At 71.6% G+C, this 17,638-nt stretch carries 15 protein-coding genes; 7 read left to right on the forward strand and 8 right to left on the reverse strand.

The genetic code is table 11. The features are described 5' to 3' along the window. Positions 1-7: 7 nt before the first annotated feature. Complete coding sequence (locus tag ACFYMC_RS16605; protein ID WP_388525014.1) at positions 8-1,237, reverse strand: amidohydrolase family protein; 1,230 nt, start codon at positions 1,235-1,237, stop codon at positions 8-10. Positions 1,238-1,541: 304 nt separating this feature from the next. Between ACFYMC_RS16605 and ACFYMC_RS16610 the strand changes: the two genes are divergently transcribed. From ACFYMC_RS16610 to ACFYMC_RS16620, 3 genes are all read left to right on the forward strand, one after another. Further along, entirely contained in the window at positions 1,542-4,541 is a 3,000-nt protein-coding gene (locus ACFYMC_RS16610) for a BTAD domain-containing putative transcriptional regulator (protein WP_388525017.1), read from the forward strand. Positions 4,542-4,790: 249 nt separating this feature from the next. Beyond that, a complete protein-coding gene (locus ACFYMC_RS16615; protein ID WP_388525020.1) occupies positions 4,791-5,015 on the forward strand; it encodes a hypothetical protein in 225 nt (74 codons plus the stop codon). 260 nt (positions 5,016-5,275) lie between these two features. Further along, positions 5,276-6,043: a class I SAM-dependent methyltransferase gene (locus tag ACFYMC_RS16620; RefSeq protein WP_388525023.1), complete on the forward strand. Its 768-nt coding sequence runs from the start codon at positions 5,276-5,278 to the stop codon at positions 6,041-6,043. Here ACFYMC_RS16620 and ACFYMC_RS16625 read toward each other — a convergent pair. Further along, the gene (locus ACFYMC_RS16625) at positions 6,012-7,637 is read right to left on the reverse strand and encodes a FadD3 family acyl-CoA ligase (protein WP_388525026.1); all 1,626 of its coding nucleotides are present in this window, start codon (positions 7,635-7,637) and stop codon (positions 6,012-6,014) included. The two genes, ACFYMC_RS16620 and ACFYMC_RS16625, sit on opposite strands and share 32 nt — an antisense overlap. Positions 7,638-7,727: 90 nt before the next feature. Between ACFYMC_RS16625 and ACFYMC_RS16630 the strand changes: the two genes are divergently transcribed. From ACFYMC_RS16630 to ACFYMC_RS16640, 3 genes are read left to right on the forward strand one after another with little or no spacing between them, the layout of a single operon-like run. Then, positions 7,728-8,882: a lipid-transfer protein gene (locus tag ACFYMC_RS16630; protein ID WP_388525029.1), complete on the forward strand. Its 1,155-nt coding sequence runs from the start codon at positions 7,728-7,730 to the stop codon at positions 8,880-8,882. 22 nt (positions 8,883-8,904) lie between these two features. Continuing rightward, positions 8,905-9,339, forward strand: a complete 435-nt coding sequence (locus ACFYMC_RS16635; protein WP_388525218.1) for a Zn-ribbon domain-containing OB-fold protein — start codon at positions 8,905-8,907, stop codon at positions 9,337-9,339. A gap of 5 nt (positions 9,340-9,344) precedes the next feature. Next, positions 9,345-10,121, forward strand: a complete 777-nt coding sequence (locus ACFYMC_RS16640; protein ID WP_388525221.1) for an enoyl-CoA hydratase/isomerase family protein — start codon at positions 9,345-9,347, stop codon at positions 10,119-10,121. Between the two features lie 62 nt (positions 10,122-10,183). Here the strand turns inward: ACFYMC_RS16640 and ACFYMC_RS16645 are convergent, their stop codons facing one another. The 4 genes from ACFYMC_RS16645 to ACFYMC_RS16660 form a co-directional block, all read right to left on the reverse strand. Then, positions 10,184-10,330: a hypothetical protein gene (locus ACFYMC_RS16645; RefSeq protein ID WP_388525032.1), complete on the reverse strand. Its 147-nt coding sequence runs from the start codon at positions 10,328-10,330 to the stop codon at positions 10,184-10,186. Positions 10,331-10,622: 292 nt separating this feature from the next. After that, complete coding sequence (locus ACFYMC_RS16650; RefSeq protein ID WP_388525035.1) at positions 10,623-11,354, reverse strand: pyridoxal 5'-phosphate synthase; 732 nt, start codon at positions 11,352-11,354, stop codon at positions 10,623-10,625. A gap of 46 nt (positions 11,355-11,400) precedes the next feature. After that, complete coding sequence (locus ACFYMC_RS16655) at positions 11,401-13,815, reverse strand: serine/threonine-protein kinase (protein ID WP_388525038.1); 2,415 nt, start codon at positions 13,813-13,815, stop codon at positions 11,401-11,403. Between the two features lie 124 nt (positions 13,816-13,939). After that, positions 13,940-14,719: a VOC family protein gene (locus ACFYMC_RS16660; RefSeq protein ID WP_388525041.1), complete on the reverse strand. Its 780-nt coding sequence runs from the start codon at positions 14,717-14,719 to the stop codon at positions 13,940-13,942. Positions 14,720-15,051: 332 nt separating this feature from the next. On the opposite strand from ACFYMC_RS16660, the gene ACFYMC_RS16665 reads away from it, so the two are divergent. Further along, a complete protein-coding gene (locus tag ACFYMC_RS16665; protein WP_388525044.1) occupies positions 15,052-15,699 on the forward strand; it encodes a TetR family transcriptional regulator in 648 nt (215 codons plus the stop codon). 196 nt (positions 15,700-15,895) lie between these two features. Here ACFYMC_RS16665 and ACFYMC_RS16670 read toward each other — a convergent pair whose 3' ends face one another. Then, the gene (locus ACFYMC_RS16670) at positions 15,896-16,381 is read right to left on the reverse strand and encodes a nitroreductase family deazaflavin-dependent oxidoreductase (protein ID WP_388525047.1); all 486 of its coding nucleotides are present in this window, start codon (positions 16,379-16,381) and stop codon (positions 15,896-15,898) included. Then, the gene (locus tag ACFYMC_RS16675; RefSeq protein ID WP_388525050.1) at positions 16,378-17,604 is read right to left on the reverse strand and encodes an acyl-CoA dehydrogenase family protein; all 1,227 of its coding nucleotides are present in this window, start codon (positions 17,602-17,604) and stop codon (positions 16,378-16,380) included. The genes ACFYMC_RS16670 and ACFYMC_RS16675 overlap by 4 nt, the downstream gene beginning before the upstream one ends. Positions 17,605-17,638: the final 34 nt, after the last annotated feature.

Here is a 17,638-nt window from a genome sequence, read left to right on the forward strand (position 1 = left end):
CGGTCGTTCAGCCGGCGACCGAGCCCCGCCAGCGGCCGTCCTCGGCGAGCCCGAGCAACTCGATGGCGTTGCCCCGAACGATGCGGTCGACCACCTCCGGGTCGAGGTGGCCCATCTGGGCCTGACCCACCTCGCGGGAACGCGGCCAGGTCGAATCCGAGTGTGGGTAATCGGTCTCGTACAGGACGTTCCCCACTCCGATCGCATCCAGATTGCGCAGGCCGAAGGAGTCGTCGAAGAAGCATCCGTAGACGTGCTCGGCGAAGAGCTCGGACGGGGGGCGGGTGACCTTCTCCGCGACCCCGCCCCACCCGCGGTTCTCCCGCCAGACCACGTCGGCGCGCTCCAGGACGTACGGGATCCAGCCGATCTGACCTTCGGCGTACATGATGCGCAGCCCCGGGAACCGTTCGAACTTCCCACTCATCAACCAGTCGACCATCGAGAAGCAACAGTTCGCGAACGTGATGGCAGAGCCCACGGCGGGCGGGGCGTCGGCGGAGGTCGAGGGCATCTTCGAGGAAGAGCCGATGTGCATGGCGATGACCGTCCCGGTCTCGGCGCAGGCCGAGAGGAAGGGATCCCACGCATCGGTGTGGATGGAGGGCAGTCCCAGGTGCGGCGGAATCTCGGAGAAGGCCACCGCCCGCACCCCGCGCGCCGCGTTCCGTCGGACCTCGGCCGCGGCCAGTTCGGCGTCCCACAGCGGCACGAGGGTCAGCGGGATCAACCGACCCTGCGCCAGCGGGCCGCACCACTCCTCCACCATCCAGTCGTTGTAGGCGCGAACGCCGAGCAAGGCCAGCTCCCGGTCCTTGGCCTCGGTGAAGGTCTGGCCGCAAAAGCGCGGGAAGGTGGGGAAGCAGAGGGCCGACTGGACGTGGTTGACGTCCATGTCGGCGAGCCGGTCCGGCACGCTGTAGGAGCCGGGCCGCATCTGTTCGTAGGTGATGACTTCCAGTCGGATCTCGTCACGGTCGTAGCCGACCGCGGTGTCGAGTCGGGTGAGCGGTCGGTGCAGGTCCTCATAGACCCACCAGTCACCGATCGGCCCCTCCTCGCCCTTGACTCCCATGACGGGGGCGAACCGGCCGCCGAGGAAGGACATCTCCCGCAGGGGGGCACGGACGATGCGCGGTCCGGTGTCGCGGTACCTGGCCGGGAGGCGGTCCCGCCAGACGTGCGGGGGTTCCACCGTGTGGTCATCCACCGAGATGATCTTCGGGAAGGTCTCCATGCCTCTCAGCGTAGCGCCCATCTGACGACCCGTCAGCAATCTGTTAGGGGGTGAAATACTGAGGACGCCCATCGAAACCAAGCCACAACCTGACTTGAACTCATGCGCCGCCGAACCGATTCAGTTGCGATTCCCCCAGGTTCCGGAACGATTGACGGATGCCGGGATCCAATGCCCCCGACGAGGCGTCTGTTCAAGTCGCCGGGCTTGAAGCCTGTGCCACACATCACGCCGGGCTAACGCAACAGTCGGCAACAGGGCAGACTGACCAGTGCGACAAAGCTGGTGCAGTCAGGGGGAAGCGATGGATGGCGTAGCGCCCATTCCGCAGCAGCGGGACAGCGCCGAACCGAACGACGCACGAGGGACGCACGGCAGCACGGAGGAAGTCCCACTGGACCACGGCGTAGGAAACACGCTCCGGTTCGCCGTTCTCGGCCCCGTACGGGCCTGGCGCGGCGGCGAAGCCCTGCCGTCCGGCTCCCCCCAACAGCGGGCCCTGCTCTGCGCCCTCCTGCTCCGCGAGGGCCGGACCGCCACCGCCGCCGAACTGATCGACGGCATCTGGGGCGAGGAACCGCCTTCCCAAGCGCTGGCGACCATCCGCACCTACGCCTCCCGGCTGCGCAAGGTCCTCGACCCGGGTGTCCTCATCAGCGAGTCCGGCGGCTACGCGATCCGGATCCCCCACGACTCCCTCGACCTCGGCCAGGCCCGCAACCTGGCCGCCGCCGCCGACAAGGCGCGGGCCAGCGGCGACCGCCCCCGCGCCCGGGCGCTCCTCGGTCAGGCCCTCGGTCTGTGGACCGGCGAACCACTCGCCGGCGTCCCCGGCCCCCACGCGGACACCGAGCGCACCCGGCTGAGCGAATGGCAACTCTCCCTCCAGGAAACCCTGCTGGACCTCGACCTGGAAGTCGGCCACCACGCCGAAGCAGTCTCCGAACTGACCGCACTCACCGCCGCCCACCCCCTGCGCGAGCGCCTGCGCGAACTGCTGATGCTGGCCCTCTACCGCAGCGGCCGACAGGCCGAGGCCCTCGCCGTGTACGCGGACACCCGACGCCTCCTCGCCGACGAGCTCGGCGTCGACCCCGGCCCCGAACTGGCCAGGCTCCAACAGCGCATCCTGCAGGCCGACGCCGAACTCGCCGGCCCACCCGAGCCCACCCCCGCAGCGTCCCCGCGGCGCGTGGTGCCCGCCCAGCTCCCGGCCACCGTCGCCGACTTCACCGGCCGTGCCTCTTTCGTGGCCGAGCTGAGCGAGATCCTGGGAGACGCGGAAGGACGCGTCATGGCGGTTTCCGCCCTCGCGGGCATCGGCGGCGTGGGCAAGACCACGCTCGCCGTCCACGTGGCCCACGCCGCCCGGGCGCACTTCCCCGACGGCCAGCTCTACGTCGACCTGCGCGGCACCGACCCGCGGGCCGCCGACCCCGAGGCGGTCCTGGGCTCCTTCCTGCGCGCCCTGGGCACCGCCGACACCGCGATCCCCGACTCCCTGGCCGAACGCTCCGCCCTCTACCGTTCCGTCCTCGACGGGCGCCGGGTCCTGGTCCTGCTCGACAACGCCCGCGACGCCGCGCAGCTGCGGCCCCTGCTGCCCGGTACCTCCGGCTGCGCCGCCCTGGTCACCAGCCGGGTCCGGATGGTCGACCTGGCGGGGGCCCACCTAGTGGACCTCGACGTGATGAGCCCCGAGGAGGCCCTCGGGCTATTCACCCGCATCGTGGGCGAAGAACGGGTCGGGGCCGAGCGCCAGGCCGCCCTCAACGTCGTCGGCGCCTGCGGCTTCCTGCCGCTGGCCATCCGCATCGCCGCCTCGCGACTCGCCTCCCGGCGCACCTGGACCGTCTCCGTGCTCGCCGCCAAACTCGCCGACGAGCGCCGGCGGCTGGACGAACTCCAGGCCGGAGACCTCGCCGTGAAGGCCACCTTCGAGCTCGGCTACGGCCAGTTGGAGCCCGCGCAGTCCCGCGCCTTCCGGCTGCTGGGCCTGGCCGACGGGCCCGACATCTCGCTGGCCGCTGCCGCCGCGGTCCTGGACCTGTGCGAACACGACACCGAGGACCTGCTGGAATCACTGGTGGACACATCCCTCCTGGAGTCCGCCGCCCCCGGCCGGTACCGCTACCACGACCTGGTCCGGCTCTACGCGCGCTCCTGCGCCGAACGCGACGAGCAGCCGCCCGGCGAACGGGACGCCGCGATGTCCCGCCTGTTGGACTTCTACCTCGCCACCGCGAAGGGCGTGTACGCGCTGGAACGGCCCGGGGACCGACTCGTGGAGCACCTCGCCGAGGCCCACTACCCCGGACTGGAGTTCAGCGACGGGCACGCTGCCGTGGACTGGCTCTACTCCGAGGCCGGCTGCCTACTGGCCTGCGTCCACCAGCACGCCGCCACCGGCTCGCTGCGCCGCGCCGTGGACCTGCTCTGGGCAGCCAAGGACCTCGCCGAGTCCGGGGCGAACTCCCGGCAGTACGAGACCACCGCCGTGGCCGTGCGCGATGCCGCCCGCGCCGCCGGTGACGCCCGCGCCGAGGCCCGTGCGCGGATCGCGTTGACCACGCTGCTCCTGGTGTCCGGCCGCTTCCGGCAGGCGGACGAGGAAGCCCGGGCGGCCGGGCTGTTGGCGAAGGAGAGCGGGGACCCCATGCCCGCCGGGGTCGCGCCCAATGACCGCGGGATCATCGCCTTCTACGAGGGTCGGCACCACGACGGTGAGCAATTCCTGAGTGAGGCCATCGCCAACTACCGGGCGGACGGCAACGGTCCGGGCGAGGCCAGCGCACTGTGCAACCTCTCCCGGATCCACGTCAATATGGGTCACACCAGCAGCGCCGTAGGACTTGCGGAGCGCGGTCTGGCCATCTTCAAGGGGATGGGCCTGGCGCTGCGGGTGGCCAACGGCCATTTCGCACTCGGCATCGCGCTCACCGGAGCCGGGCGCCTCACGGACGCCCTGGCAGAGCTCGCCGAAGCCCTGCGGATATTCCAGGAGAACCGCCAACGGCTCTGGGAAGGCACCACGCACTTCCGCATCGCCGAGGCGCATCTTGCGGCCCACCGCTACGCTCTCAGCGCGCAGCACGCCGAACAGGCCCTGGCCCTGCGCTGCATCGGCGGCGAGTGGATGCGCGGCAACGTGCTGACCTGCCTCGGCCGGTCCCTGGACCGCCTCGGACAGGCCGACAGGGCCCGGGCCTGTTGGCGCGAGGCCCTTGGCATCTACGAACAGACGAACGCGGCCGAAGCCAAGCAGGTACGGGTCCTCCTGGCGGCTCCGGCAACCGCCGCCTGAGCCGCCCCAAACCGGCTGCAAGCCGATGACCTGCACTGCTGTGCACGTTCATCGATTGTTTATCGCCACCCGGCATTCTCTTACTCATCGATCCGCCGCGTCGGGGGGCACGCGGGTCGAGGGGGAACCGGCGCCACTACGGTAAACGGCCCCGGAACGCCCGCCCGGGGGTCCACGGGGGAATCACCGGGCGGGTGCTCGTACCGAGCCATTCGCGCGCCTACCGGCGCAGGTAGGGGAGTTGACACGATGAGCGACGACATCACACCCGTCACGGGGAGCACCGGAAAGCCTGCTGTGAAGCCGCTGGAGAACCACGCCGGCAGCATCGACCTGGACGCTCTGGCCGCCACGACGGGACTGCCCGGTGTGGAGCCCATGGAGAACCACGCGGGCAGCCTCCAGGAGGACACCTTGATGCCGCTGCCCAAGACTCCCCCGCCGCCGACGCCGCTGGAGAACCACGCGGGCTGAGTCCCGCCACCACAACGTCCAGGCCCGCGGGGGATCGGGGGATCCGGGCCTGGCGCCAGCACGGGGGACGGGGGAAGCACGGGGGAACGGCGGTCACGGTGGCCCGGAGGGGGAGCCACCGTGGCCGCCGCACGTGCGCCTGGCTTGCGCGTCCTGCCCACTCCCTGAAGCACGCAGGAACACCCGGCAAGGTTCAACGCGCCCCCCGGTGACATCTTTCAGGCCGCCCGCCACCACGGGCCGTCCCGTAGGCTGAAGGGGTGTTCACCACCGAGGGGCCAACCGTCCGGGAGCTCGCCGTCCAAGCGCTCAGCTCCGTGGAGCACGGCTACGATCTGCTCGCTCCGAAGTTCGACCGAACTCCTTTCCGCACCCCCGACCGCTTCCTCGACACGGTGGGCAGCGCCCTTCGCCAGTTCGGCCCGTTCGGCGCCGGCCTCGATCTGTGCTGCGGGACCGGGGCGGCCACGCCGATGCTGCGCGAACTGTGCCACGAGCGGGTCACCGGGGTGGACTTCAGTGCCGGCATGATCGCCGAGGCCCGTGCCGCCCATCCGTCCAGCGGCGCGCCGATGGTCGAGTTCGTGCGGGCGGATGCCCGCGCGCTGCCGTGGTCCACCCGCTACGACCTGACCGTCAGCTTCGGGGCCTTCGGACACTTCCTGCCCGCGGAGCGGCCGGCCCTGTTCGCCCAGGTGTACGGGGCGTTGCGGCCCGGCGGGCTGTTCGCCTTTCCGCTGGGCGCCCCACTGCCGGTGGGCTCGGTGCCGTACTGGATGTACCTGGGCTTCGACACCGCGATGCGGGTGCGCAACGCGCTGTGGCGCCCCCGCTTCGTGATGTACTACCGGACCTTCCCGCTCTCTGGGGTGCGGGCGGATCTGGAGGCCGCCGGATTCGACGTGGCCCTGCTGCCGCTGGAGGACTTCGGCTACCGGCCGGACGGCAGCCCACGCTGTCGCCTGGTGCTGGCGCGGCGCCCGCAGGTGCCGCCGATCAGTTCCGGCGGGCCCGTAGTTCCGTCTTGAGGACCTTGCCGCTGGCGTTGCGCGGCAGTTCGTCGACGAACTCCACCGTACGCGGCACCTTGTAGTTCGCCATTTCCCGCCGACACCACGAGATCACGTCCTCGGCCGTCAGCGGTGCCCCCGGGCGGCGGACCACGTAGGCACGGCCCACTTCGCCCAACCGGGCGTCCGGTTCGCCCACCACGGCCACGTCGGCGATCTCCGGATGTCCACAGAGGAGCCGTTCGATCTCCGCCGGGTAGGCGTTGAAGCCGCCCACGATGAACATGTCCTTGAGCCGGTCCGTGATCCGCAAGTTCCCCGATCCGTCCAGGACGCCCACATCCCCTGTGCGCAGCCAGCCGTCGGGAGTGACGGCCCGCGCGGTCTCCTCGGGATCCTCGTAGTAGCCGCGCATCACGTTGAACCCGCGCACCCACACCTCGCCGGCCCGGCCGGGACCGAGTGGCAGGCCCCCGCCGTCCACGACGCGCAGCTCGGTGCCCGGGATGGCCCTTCCGGAGGTGGCTGCGATGACCTCCGAGGGATCGCCCCGACGGCACATGGTGACGATGCCGCCGGCCTCGGTGAGACCGTAGGCCGTCAGTACGGTGGCGATGCCCAGTTCACCGCGCAGCCGTTCCACGAGTTGCAGGGGCACGACGGCGGCGCCGGTGACCACCAGGCGCAGCGCCGACAGGTCATGGTGGTCGCGCCCGGGGTGGTCGAGCAGGGACTGGTGCAGGGTGGGGGGGCCGGGTAGGACGGAGATCCTCTCGGTGGTGATGTTGGCGAGGACGGTCTCCACGTCGAAGACGGGCTGCGGGACCATCGTCGCCCCGCGCATCAGGGCGGCGATGACGCCCGCCTTGTAGCCGAAGGTGTGGAAGAACGGGTTCACGATCAGGTAGCGGTCACCTTCGCGCAGGCCGGCGAGTTCGGCCCAGATCTGGTAGCAGCGCAGGGTCTGGGCGTGGGTGATGACGACGCCCTTGGGACTTCCGGTGGTGCCGGAGGTGAAGACGATGTCCGAGGGCGCCCCGGGTTCGATCTGTCGGGTACGTTCTCGCACCGCACGTGGGGTCACCGTGTCCCCGCAGGCGAGGAACTCCTTCCAGGTGCGGAAGTCCTCGGGTGCGTCGTCCGAGAGGACGACGACCTCCTCCAGGTGCGGCAGTCCGGGTAGCGGCCCACGGCCGCCCTCCCCTTCGGACGCCGCCCGCCGCAGTGCGGCCACGTAGGAGGTGCCCAGGAAGGTGCCGGTGACGAAGAGCAGACGGGCTCGGCTGCGGTGCAGTACGTAGGCTGCTTCGGCGCCCTTGAAGCGGGTGTTCAGCGGGACGAGGACGGCGCCCGCGCTGACCGCCCCGAGGGCGCAGACGATCCAGTCGAGGCTGTTGGGCGCCCAGACGGCGACCCGGTCGCCGGGCGTGACCCCGGTGGCGATGCAGGCCGCGGCGGCCCGTTCGATGCGGGCGCCGAGTTCGGTGTAGTCGATGCGGGTGCGTCCGTCCACGACCGCCTCCCGTCCGGCGTACCGCTCTGCGGCCGTGCGCACCAGGTCCGCGATGCTGCGCCAGGGCAACTCGTCGTACTCGTCCTTCGCAGGGTCCATCGGAAGGCCTCCCCCACCAGTAGCTGACTATCCGTCAGATTAGTTGTACCCTTCCCGCCTGTCAGCAGCGCAGCGACCACGGAGGTGGCGATGGCCGCCGCAACCCTCAAGGACACTACAGCGATCGCCGGAATCGGCCAGACCGCGTTTTCCAGGCAACTTCCGCAAACAGAGAAGGAGTTGGCTTGCCGCGCCATCCTTGCCGCGCTCGCCGACGCCGGCATCGATCCCACCGAGGTCGACGGCTTCGCCTCCTACACGATGGAGCAGACCGACGAGGTCGAGGTCGCCAAGGCCATGGGCGCCGGTGACGTCACCTTCTTCTCCCAAGTCGGCTACGGCGGGGGCGGTTCCTGCGCCACCATCGCCCACCTGGCCGCTGCCGTGGCCACCGGGCAGGCCCACGTCGGCGTGGCCTGGCGCTCCCGCAAACGCGGCTCCGGCCCCCGGCCATGGAAGAACACCACCACCCAACTCCCCACTCCGGCTCAGTGGACGCGCCCCTTCGGCCTGCTCAGACCCGCCGACGAGATCGGCATGCTGGCCCGGCGCTACATGCACGAGTACGGCGCGACCCGCGACCACCTGTTCAACGTGGCACTGGCCTGCCGCAACCGCGCCAACCAGAACCCAGCAGCGATCATGTACGAGCGCCCCCTGACCCGCGATATGTACATGACGTCGCGCTGGATCAGCGAACCCCTGTGCCTCTTCGACAACTGCCTGGAGACCGACGGCGCCCTGGCCTGCGTCATCGTCTCCGCGGAACGCGCCCGCGACTGCCGACACAAGCCCGTCTACGTCCACTCGGTCGCCCAGGGGCTGCCCGCCCAGCACCACGGAATGGTCAACTACTGGAACGAGGACCCCCTCACCGGACCCGCCTGGACCGCCGCCCGACACCTCTGGAAACACGCCGACTTCGGGCCCGAAGACGTGGACCTCGCGCAGATCTACGACGCCTTCACCCCGCTCGTCCCCCTCTCCTTGGAGGGCTACGGCTTCTGCGCCCGCGGCGAGGGTGCCGCCTTCACCGAAGGCGGCGCACTTGAGATCGGCGGCAGGCTGCCGATCAACACCGGCGGAGGCGGACTCAGCGAGGCCTACGTACACGGCTTCAACCTGATCAACGAGGGCGTCAAGCAGTTGCGCGGCACCAGTACCGCCCAAGTCCCGGACGCAAGGACCTGCCTGGTCACCGCAGGCGAAGGCGTCCCCACCTCAGCGATCCTGCTGCGCACCTAGGGAGAGGCCCGCCGTGGACTCGATGCTGCTGCCCGTCCCGGACGAGGACGGTGAACCCTTCTGGGAATACGCCGCACGCGGTGAACTCCGCGTACAGGCCTGCGGTTCCACCAACTGCCGTCAGCTCCGCTTCCCACCGCGCCCCTGCTGTCCGCACTGCGGTTCCTTCGCCAGCAGGTGGCAGCTGATGTCCGGCCGCGGCCGGATCTGGTCGTATGTGCTGCCCCACCCCCCTCTCCTGCCCGCCTACGCCGCCGTGGCCCCGTACAACGTGATCCTGGTCGAGCTGTCCGAGGCACCGCGGATCCGCCTGGCCGGAAACCTGGTACGGGCCGCAGGCGAACCACCGAACTCCGTCGACCCCACCCGGCTGCGCATCGGCGCCCGGGTCCAGGTCGTCTTCAGCTCGGCCGGCGACGGGTTCGCGCTGCCGCAGTGGCAACTGGAGCGCCTTTGAGCACGCTGCTGGTCGAGCGCGACCCGGCCACCGGGGTGGCGGTGGTCACCCTCAACCGCCCGGCCCGGCACAACGCGATCGATCTGGACACAGCGGCGCGCCTGACCGCCTTCTGGCAAGCCCTCCGCTTCGACGAGACGGTGCGCGCAGTGGTCCTCACCGGTGCGGGAACAGCCGCCTTCTGCACCGGCGTCGACCGCGCCTGCGAAGTGCCCCAACCTCCATCCCCCTACTGCGTGGACGATCCGCTGGTACGCCTGGGCCCCAAGGCGAACGACCTGTGGAAGCCGGTGCTCGCCGCGGTCAACGGGATGGCCTGCGGGGGTGCCTTCTACCTCTTGGGCGAATGCGAGTTCATCATCGCCTCCACCGGGGCCAGCTTCTTCGACCCGCACACCAGTTACGGCATGGTCAGCGCCTACGAGGCGGTCTACATGGCCCAGCGGATGCCCTTCGGCGAGGTGGCCCGGATGTCCCTGATGGGCACGGCCGAACGGCTTTCCGCCCGCCGGGCGCACGAGATCGGGCTGGTCAGCCAGCTCGCCGAGCCGACCGACACCCTCCCCGCCGCCGTCCGCGCCGCCACGACCCTCGCCTCCTTCCCCTCCAGCGCCGTCCAGGGCACCGTGCGGGCCTTGTGGTCGGCCAAGGAGACCGCCCTGACCCAGGCCCTCAGCCGGGCTCCCCAACTGATCGCCTTGGGGAACCTCCCCCCGGCCGAACAGGCCGACTTGTTCGAGGGACGCCCCAGGCGCGCGGGCCCACCACCCGAACCAGCCTGAGGCGCCCACATGCCGCCGCCGAGGGACGGGCCGGGTGCTGTCAGGGCGCCAGCGGGCCGAGGTCATTCCGCCTGCGCGCGTCCTGCATCGAGGACAGTTGCAGCGTCGAGCAGGGCGAGCAGCAGGAGACCGACGCTGGCGATCCTCGCTGGGCCGCGCAGTTCACGCAGTTGGAAAACTCCCTGTGGTGTTCCGCCGATGGTGGTCAAGATGCCGTTCCCCCCGAAAACGATGTCGCCCCACCAAGCGTGGGCATGCCAAGGAGGTAGGCGGCGGCTCGGCCCCACGTGCGTCCGGCTCCACCGCGGCGTAGCGTCAAGGGCGAGGGCCCCGGCAAACGGCTGCTCGGTCCGGGGCCCGACAAGCGACGGCCGCCGTTCGGACCCCCTTCCGTTGGCCGGTGCGACGGCCGTCCCGGCGGGCCCCACCCGTCAGCCGGTCAGCGACAGCTCAAGACCCTCCGCCGTCCCCGCCGAACACGAACTCCCCCGGGGCCGGCCCTCAAGGCCACAGCAGCTCACGCAGCCACACCGGCTCCCCGTCGCCGCCCGCGGCGGGGCCCCCGTCCGGGCCCTGCCCGGCACCGTCCTGCCTGTGGTACCGCAAGCGCACATGCCTGCGGCGCGCGTCGCCCTGGAAGAACTCCACTTCCCGAGGGTCCAGGACGTACCGCACCCAGCTGGGAACCGGCGCCTGAGGATCCCGCTCCGCCCGCGCCCAGGCCGCGTCGGCCGCCTGGGCGAGCTCTGCCACCGAGCCGAGCGCCTCGCTCTGGTGCCCGGTGAGCGCGGCTGCCAGGGCCCCGGTGCCCCGGACCGTCAAGGTCGCCCGGCTCTCCTGGCGGTCACAGGCGTGCACCGCTCCGCGCAGACGGACCTGGCGGCCCTGGGCCGGCCAGTAGAAGTGCAGTGCCGCCTCCGGACGGGCGGCCAGTTGCCGACCCTTGGCGCTGGTGGCATGCGAAGCGAAGTGCCAGCCCCGTGCATCGGCATCGTGGAGCATCAGGGTCCGAAGGTCCGGCCTCCCCTGCGAGTCCACGGTCGCCAAGGTCATGGTGTGCGGCTCCGGCTGGCCGGCCGCCGCCGCTGCCACGAACCACGCGTGGAACAGCGGCAACGGGGACGCGGGAGCGGCTCCCGGGTCGAAGGAGGGCAGCTCGGTGTCCCAGACCCGCAACCCGTGCAGCACCTCGTGGAAGGTCGGTCCCGACCCTCCGGTCTCATGGCTCCTCATGAGGGCATGGAACCACGCCCGCCCGAGGGGGTGGCGGGTACTGCGCTCAGGACGCCGCGCGGGTCCCCGTCCCCTTGGCGGCGTCCAGGGCGTACACGCACCGGTCCTTGCTGCACGCGTACACCACGCCCGCCTTCGCCACCGGAGAACCGGTGATCTCGCCGCCGGTGGCCAGCTTCCACCGCAGTTGACCGCCCGAAGCGTCCAAGGTGTAGAGGCAGTGGTCGGCGGAGCCGAAGTGGATGCGGCCCTCCGCTACTACCGGCGCACCCACCAACTCACCGCCAGCCGCGAAGCGCCACTTGGGCGTACCGGTGACGGCATCCAAGGTGTAGAGGTGGCTGCCGGAGGCTACGTGGATGTTGCCCTCCGCTGCCAGGACCGGCTCGGCGGACTTGCGCGGCTCGGTCGCGATGCGCCAGCGGTCCTTGCCGGTGGCCGCGTCCAGCGCGTAGACCGTGCCCAGGTAGTCGGCGAGGTACACCCCGCCACCGGCCACCGAGGGGCCGGCGGCGTACGCCGGCGGCGCCAGGAAGACGGCCGGGGCCTCGAAGTGCCAGCGGACGTGGCCGGTGGCCGCCTCGATGGCAAGCACCCGGGTGCCGGCGGCGATGTAGACGCAGCCGTCCGAGGCCCCCGTCACCCGGACCGGCACTCCGCCGCAGGAGGCGGCGTCGCCGATGGGGTAGGACCAGCGTTCGGCGCCGCTCCGTGCCTCCAGGGCGCGCAGTCGCGCCTCCTGCCAGAGGTAGACCGTGCCGTCGTGGATGACGGGCGCGGCCTCGCTGGTCTCGAAGTCGCTCTGGGCTCCGGAGAGCTCCCACAGCCGCTGGCCGTTCGAGGCCTCCCAGCCCTGCACACCACCACCGCGCGTGGCGGTGACGACGGTGCCCCGGTCGGCCCGGAGCGCGTACACCCAGGCGTCGGTCTGGGCTCGCCACCGCTCGGAGCCCTCACCGGCGTCCAGGGCGTAGAGGGAGGGACCGTCTGAGGCGTGGATCCGGCCGTCGGCCACCGCCATGGACCAGGCCACGTCCCGGGTCTTGAACTGGCGGCGCCCGCTGGCCACGTCCAGTGCGTGCACTTCGAAGGAGGTCACGTACAGCAGGCCGTCGACGACGCTGGGGGTTCCCCAGACGTCATTGGACATGCGAAAGCGCCAGGGACGCCAGCGACCGCTGTCCGGCGCGGCCCCGGGCCGGGGCACGGTGGACGAGCCCGGCGCCGGTCTCGTACCCGGGCCGGGGCCGAGGGCAGCGGTGGCCGACACCCCGACCGGCGGACGTACCCAGCCGGACGCGGCCAGGGCCTCGTCGGAGCCCTGGGCGCCCGCCCCCAGCGCCGACACCAGGGGACCGGGACCGATGGCGGCCCCGGCACCGGCGAGCCGCACCGGGGCGTCCGGGTCGGCCGCCTCCTCGGCGGGCACCGCAACCCGGCCCGGCGGGTGCGGCGGCCTTGGCGGCGCCTGGTCGGTGCGCGGGTCCGCCCAGCCCGGTCGACGGGACGGGGCCGGCGGGCGTCGCCGTCCGCCCACGGGCTGGGCGGCGGGCTGGGCGGCCGTGCGACCGCCACCGCGACGCGTCTCGATCATCGCGGTCGCCCGCGGCGGGAGCCACTCGTAGGCCGTTCCGCTGTCATCACCGGCGGCGAACAGGTGGGGGGAGAGCTGGGCCTGGAGGTCGGCCGGGCTCGGGCGCAGGGCGGCGTCCATCTGCATGCAGGAGTCGATCAGCGGGCGTAGCTCCGGGGGGAGTCCCTCCAGATTGGGTCCCTCGCGCAGCAACATGAAGACGGTCTCGACCGGGTTCGCCCCGTGGAAGGGCGGATGCCCGGTGGCCGCGAAGACCAGGGTGGAGCCGAGTGAGAAGACATCGCTCGCGCCCTTGACGCTGCGGGAGTCCTTCGCCTGCTCGGGAGACATGTAGGCAGGGGTTCCGACGGCCACGTTGGTCATGGTCAGCCGGGTGTTCGAGACCCCGCTGGCGATGCCGAAGTCGATCACCCTGGGGCCGTCCTCGACCACCAGCACGTTGGAGGGCTTGAGGTCGCGGTGGACCAGACCGGCCCCGTGGATGGACTGCAGGGCCTCCGCGATGCCCGCGGCCAGCCAGCGCACCGCCTGCGCGGGCAGCGGCCCACACTCGTGGACGATCTCCTCCAGGGAGGGGGCCGGGACGTAGGCGGTCGCCAGCCAGGGGACGGCGGCCCGCGGGTCTGCGTCGACAACTGCTGCGGTGTAGAAGCCACTGACGGCCCGGGCCGCCTCCACCTCGCGGGTGAAACGGACGCGGAAGAGCTGGTCCTCGGCGAGTTCGGTGCGTACGGTCTTGATCGCCACGCGCCGGCCGGACGCCGAGCGCGCGAGATAGACCAGCCCCATGCCGCCGGCCCCGAGCCGTCCCAGCACCTCAAACGGGCCGATCCGTCTCGGGTCGTGCTGCGTCAGCTGCTCCACCACTTGCCTGCCACCTCCCCGTTACGGGCCTTGGTTGGGCCCGTGCCCTACAGCCCCGTGCAGCGTCTCACCGGTCGGCGCCTCCCGGGGCCGCCCCGGAGTGCGCACCCTAGATTCTTGCAGCCGCTCAGGCCGGAGCTGCCAGCAGCGCGAACGCGGCGCCCTGATTGTCCGAGACGACCGCGATCCGCCCGTACGGGCTGTCGAACGGATCGGCGCTGACCCGTCCGCCGAGACGGCGGACGGTGGAGACCGCCGCATCGCAGTCGGTCACGGCGAAGTAGACCAGGAAATGGGCGGGCATCTCGACAGGAAAGGCCGCGGTGATCACGCTGCGACCGAGGACCGCGCTGTCCGGCCCGGGTTCGGTGTCGGCCGGGGACCAGGCCCGGTAGTCGATGCCGGCGTCCTCGCGGTCTTGCGGCACATAGCCGAAGACCTCCTCGTAGAACTCGTCGACCTTGTCTCTCTCCCGGGTGTAGACCTCGCTCCAGCAGTAGGAGGACGGCTTGCCCCGGAGGGCGAACCCTCGGTGGGTGCCCGGCTGCCAGAGCCCGAAGACGGCTCCGCCGGGATCGGCGACGGTGGCTCCGACCCCGAACGGGCCGACCTCCATGGGTTGCATGACCAGTTGCCCGCCGGCCTTCTGGACCCGGGCGGCGGTGGCCCAGATGTCGGGGGTGGCGAGGTGGACGTTCCACACTGTGGGCATCCGACCGTCGGGTTTGGGGGCGAGGGCGGCGACGTTGCTCCCGTCGAGGTAGGCATGGGTGTAGTGGCCGTACTCGGCTCCCGCGCTCCCTGCGAAGGTCCAGCCGAAGAGTTCCCCGTAGAAGCGCTTGCCCGCCTCGACGTCCGGTAGCGAGGCATCCACCCAGCAGGGGGTGCCCTCTGCGAATACGGCCATGGCGGTACGGATCCTTCCGTTGGGGAGTTTCTATGGCTTCTTGGGATTTTGTCGCTTTCCTTGCCCATTCTCCCCTCGATGGGCGTGCGGGCACCCGCACCGGGCCGCCGGGGGCTCCGAACAACGCATCAGCGCTCCAGGCCGGTGGATGTCCACAGGCTGTTGAGAACCCCTGCCCGCCGGCGGGGCCGGGCTGCGCCCACCGATCGGTACCGGCCAGAGGGGTGGACGCCGACCACGGCCAGAAGGCGCCCTGCGGCGCGACGAGCGCCCGTAACCCCATTTGCAGGCGGTCGAATCGCGCCAGGATCGCCCGTCGGTAAGCTGACGGCATGACAGGACAAGTACGCACCGTCGACGGCCGCGTGGCCGGTCGGCGCGGTCAGGCGACGCGGCAGAAGCTGCTCGACTGCCTCAGCGAGATGCTCAGCTCCTCGCCGTACCGGGACGTCAAGGTGATCGACGTCGCTCGGAAGGCAGGCACCTCCCCCGCGACCTTCTATCAGTACTTCCCCGACGTGGAAGGCGCGGTCCTTGAGATCGCAGAGCAAATGGCCACGGAGGGCGCCCAGTTGACCGCGCTCGTCGAGGGGCGCTCATGGGTCGGCAAGGCGGGGTGGCAAGCAGCCGAGGAACTCGTCGACGGCTTCTTGGACTTCTGGCGGCGCAACGACGCGATCTTGCGCGTGGTCGACCTGGGCGCCGCCGAGGGCGACAAGCGCTTCTACAAGATCCGCATGAAGATCCTGAACTCCGTCACCAACTCCCTCACCGAAGCCGTCCGCGAGCTCCAGGCCCGCAACAAGGTCGACAAGGAAGTCAACCCGGCGGCGATGGCCGGATCGCTGGTGGCCATGCTCGCCGCGGTCGCCTCGCACCAGAAGGGCTTCCAGACCTGGGGCGTGAAGCAGGCCGAGCTGAAACCGAACCTGGCCCTGCTGGTCCACCTGGGCATCACGGGCCGGAAGCCGACCCGGTAGCCCACTTCCGGCATCAGCACCCGGCCGGATCGGCGGGCCGGCGAGACCGCCGGCCGCGCCATCGCCCCGGTCGGCGGGCCCGGCGCCTACCGATCTGCGCGCCGGTACCCCCTTCGCTCTTGCACGCGTCCTGTCTGCGCGGCGGCACCCCTGCTTCCGGTGCCCCCGCAACACACGCCGAGCGGGGCGACGGCCCTCAACGACGTTCGAGCCTGAAGAGCCTGATCTCCCGGTCGATCCGGGCCTGATAGGTGGCGTACGGGGGCCAGAACCGCAGCGCGTCCGCCCAGGCCCGCGCACGCTCCTCCCCCTCCAACAAGCGGGCGCGTACGGCGATGTCACGCCCCTTCCAGTTCACCTCCGCCTCAGGGTGCTGCAACAGGTTCGCCGTCCAGGCGGGATGGCCGGGCCTGCCGAAATTGGAACCGATGAGTACCCAGGTGCCGCTCGTCTCCTCCGGCATGCACGCGAGCGGCGTGGTGCGCGGCAGACCGCTCCTCGCACCCCGCGCGGTGAGCACCACCCCGGGCAGCATCCGGGCGCTGGGCAACAACCGTCCACGGGTGAGCCGGTGCACGGCGCGGTCCAACGCGGGGATGACGTGCGGGGCGACGCGGGCGAAGGCGCGGGTGGCGGAGAGCCGCTGCACCAGGCGCCGCCCGAGGGCTCCGGTGGCCTTCATGCGCCCACTCCCGCCGCCGGGGAGCTCGGGGAGCCCGCCTGGGCGAACAGCCCGGCCTGTTCGGCCGCGTGGGCCCGCAACCGGTGCACGGGGCCGAAGAGGAGCTCGTCGGCCGCCGCCCGCTTGAGGTACAGGTGCGCTTCATGCTCCCAGGTACAGCCGATCCCTCCGTGTAGCTGGACGGCCTCCCCCGCCACCGCCCTCAGCGCCTCCAACCCCTGGGCGAGCGCGAGCGGCCCCTGCGAGGGGTCCCAGGCGGCGTAGTAGGCGGCGGACCGGGCCGCCTGCAACTGTACGTACGCGTCGGCGAGCCGGTGCTTGACCGCCTGGAAGGAGCCGATGGCCCGTCCGAACTGCTCCCGGGTGCGGGCATGGGCGACCGTGGTCGCCAGTGCGTGGTCGGCGGCCCCCACTGCCTCGGCAGCGAGCGCGGCGGCTGCCTGGTGGCCGACTCCGGCCAGGGCGGCCGTCATCCGCGGGCCCCCGACGCCGTCCTCCGCCCCGCCCAGCAGCTCGGCTGGAGCATCCCTGAACTGCACGCGGCCCTGCGGACGGGTCTCGTCAAGAGCCGTCTGGCGTGCCCGGACGACCCCGGGGGAAGCCGCCGGCGCAAGGAAGAGCAGGGTGCGGCTGCGGGCGAAGCCACCGGCGTGCGCGGCGACTAGGAGCAGGTCCGCGCTGTGGCCGTCGAGGACCTGGACGGCCTCTCCGTACAGGCGCCAGGGTCCGTGCGCGGGGTCTGGCGCCCGGCGGGCCTGGATGCCGCCAGCGCGCCCACCGCCCGCCCAGCGTCCGCTCGGGTCCTCGGCGGTGAGCCCGAGGGCGGTGGGCAGGGCGGGGCCGGGAACCACGAGGGCGGCGGTGAGCGTGCCCGCGGCGATGCGGGGCAGGTGGGCGGCGCGCTGCTCCTCGGTACCCAGGGCGGAGATCAGGGGGGTCGACAGGACTGCGGTGGCGAGCAGTGGGGAGGGCAGCACGACCCGGCCGGTCTCCTCGCAGGCGAGGGCGAGGTCGGTGAAGGCGCAGCCCAGGCCGCCGTGGGCGGTGGGGACGGCGAGTGCGGGTAGTCCGAGGTCGCCGGCGAGCTGTTGCCAGAGGTCACTGTCGTGGCCCGCGTCGGTGCGCACGGCGGCCCGGACTTCGGGTGGGCCGCAGCGCTTGGCCAGCAGTTGGCGCAGGGTGCGGCGCATCTCGTCCTGCTCCGCGGTGAAGGCGGCGTCCATCGGCGGGACTCCCTCCATGACTGACGGGTCGTCA

The sequence above is a fragment of the Streptomyces sp. NPDC006879 genome, assembly GCF_042869595.1.
Classification (GTDB): domain Bacteria; phylum Actinomycetota; class Actinomycetes; order Streptomycetales; family Streptomycetaceae; genus Streptomyces.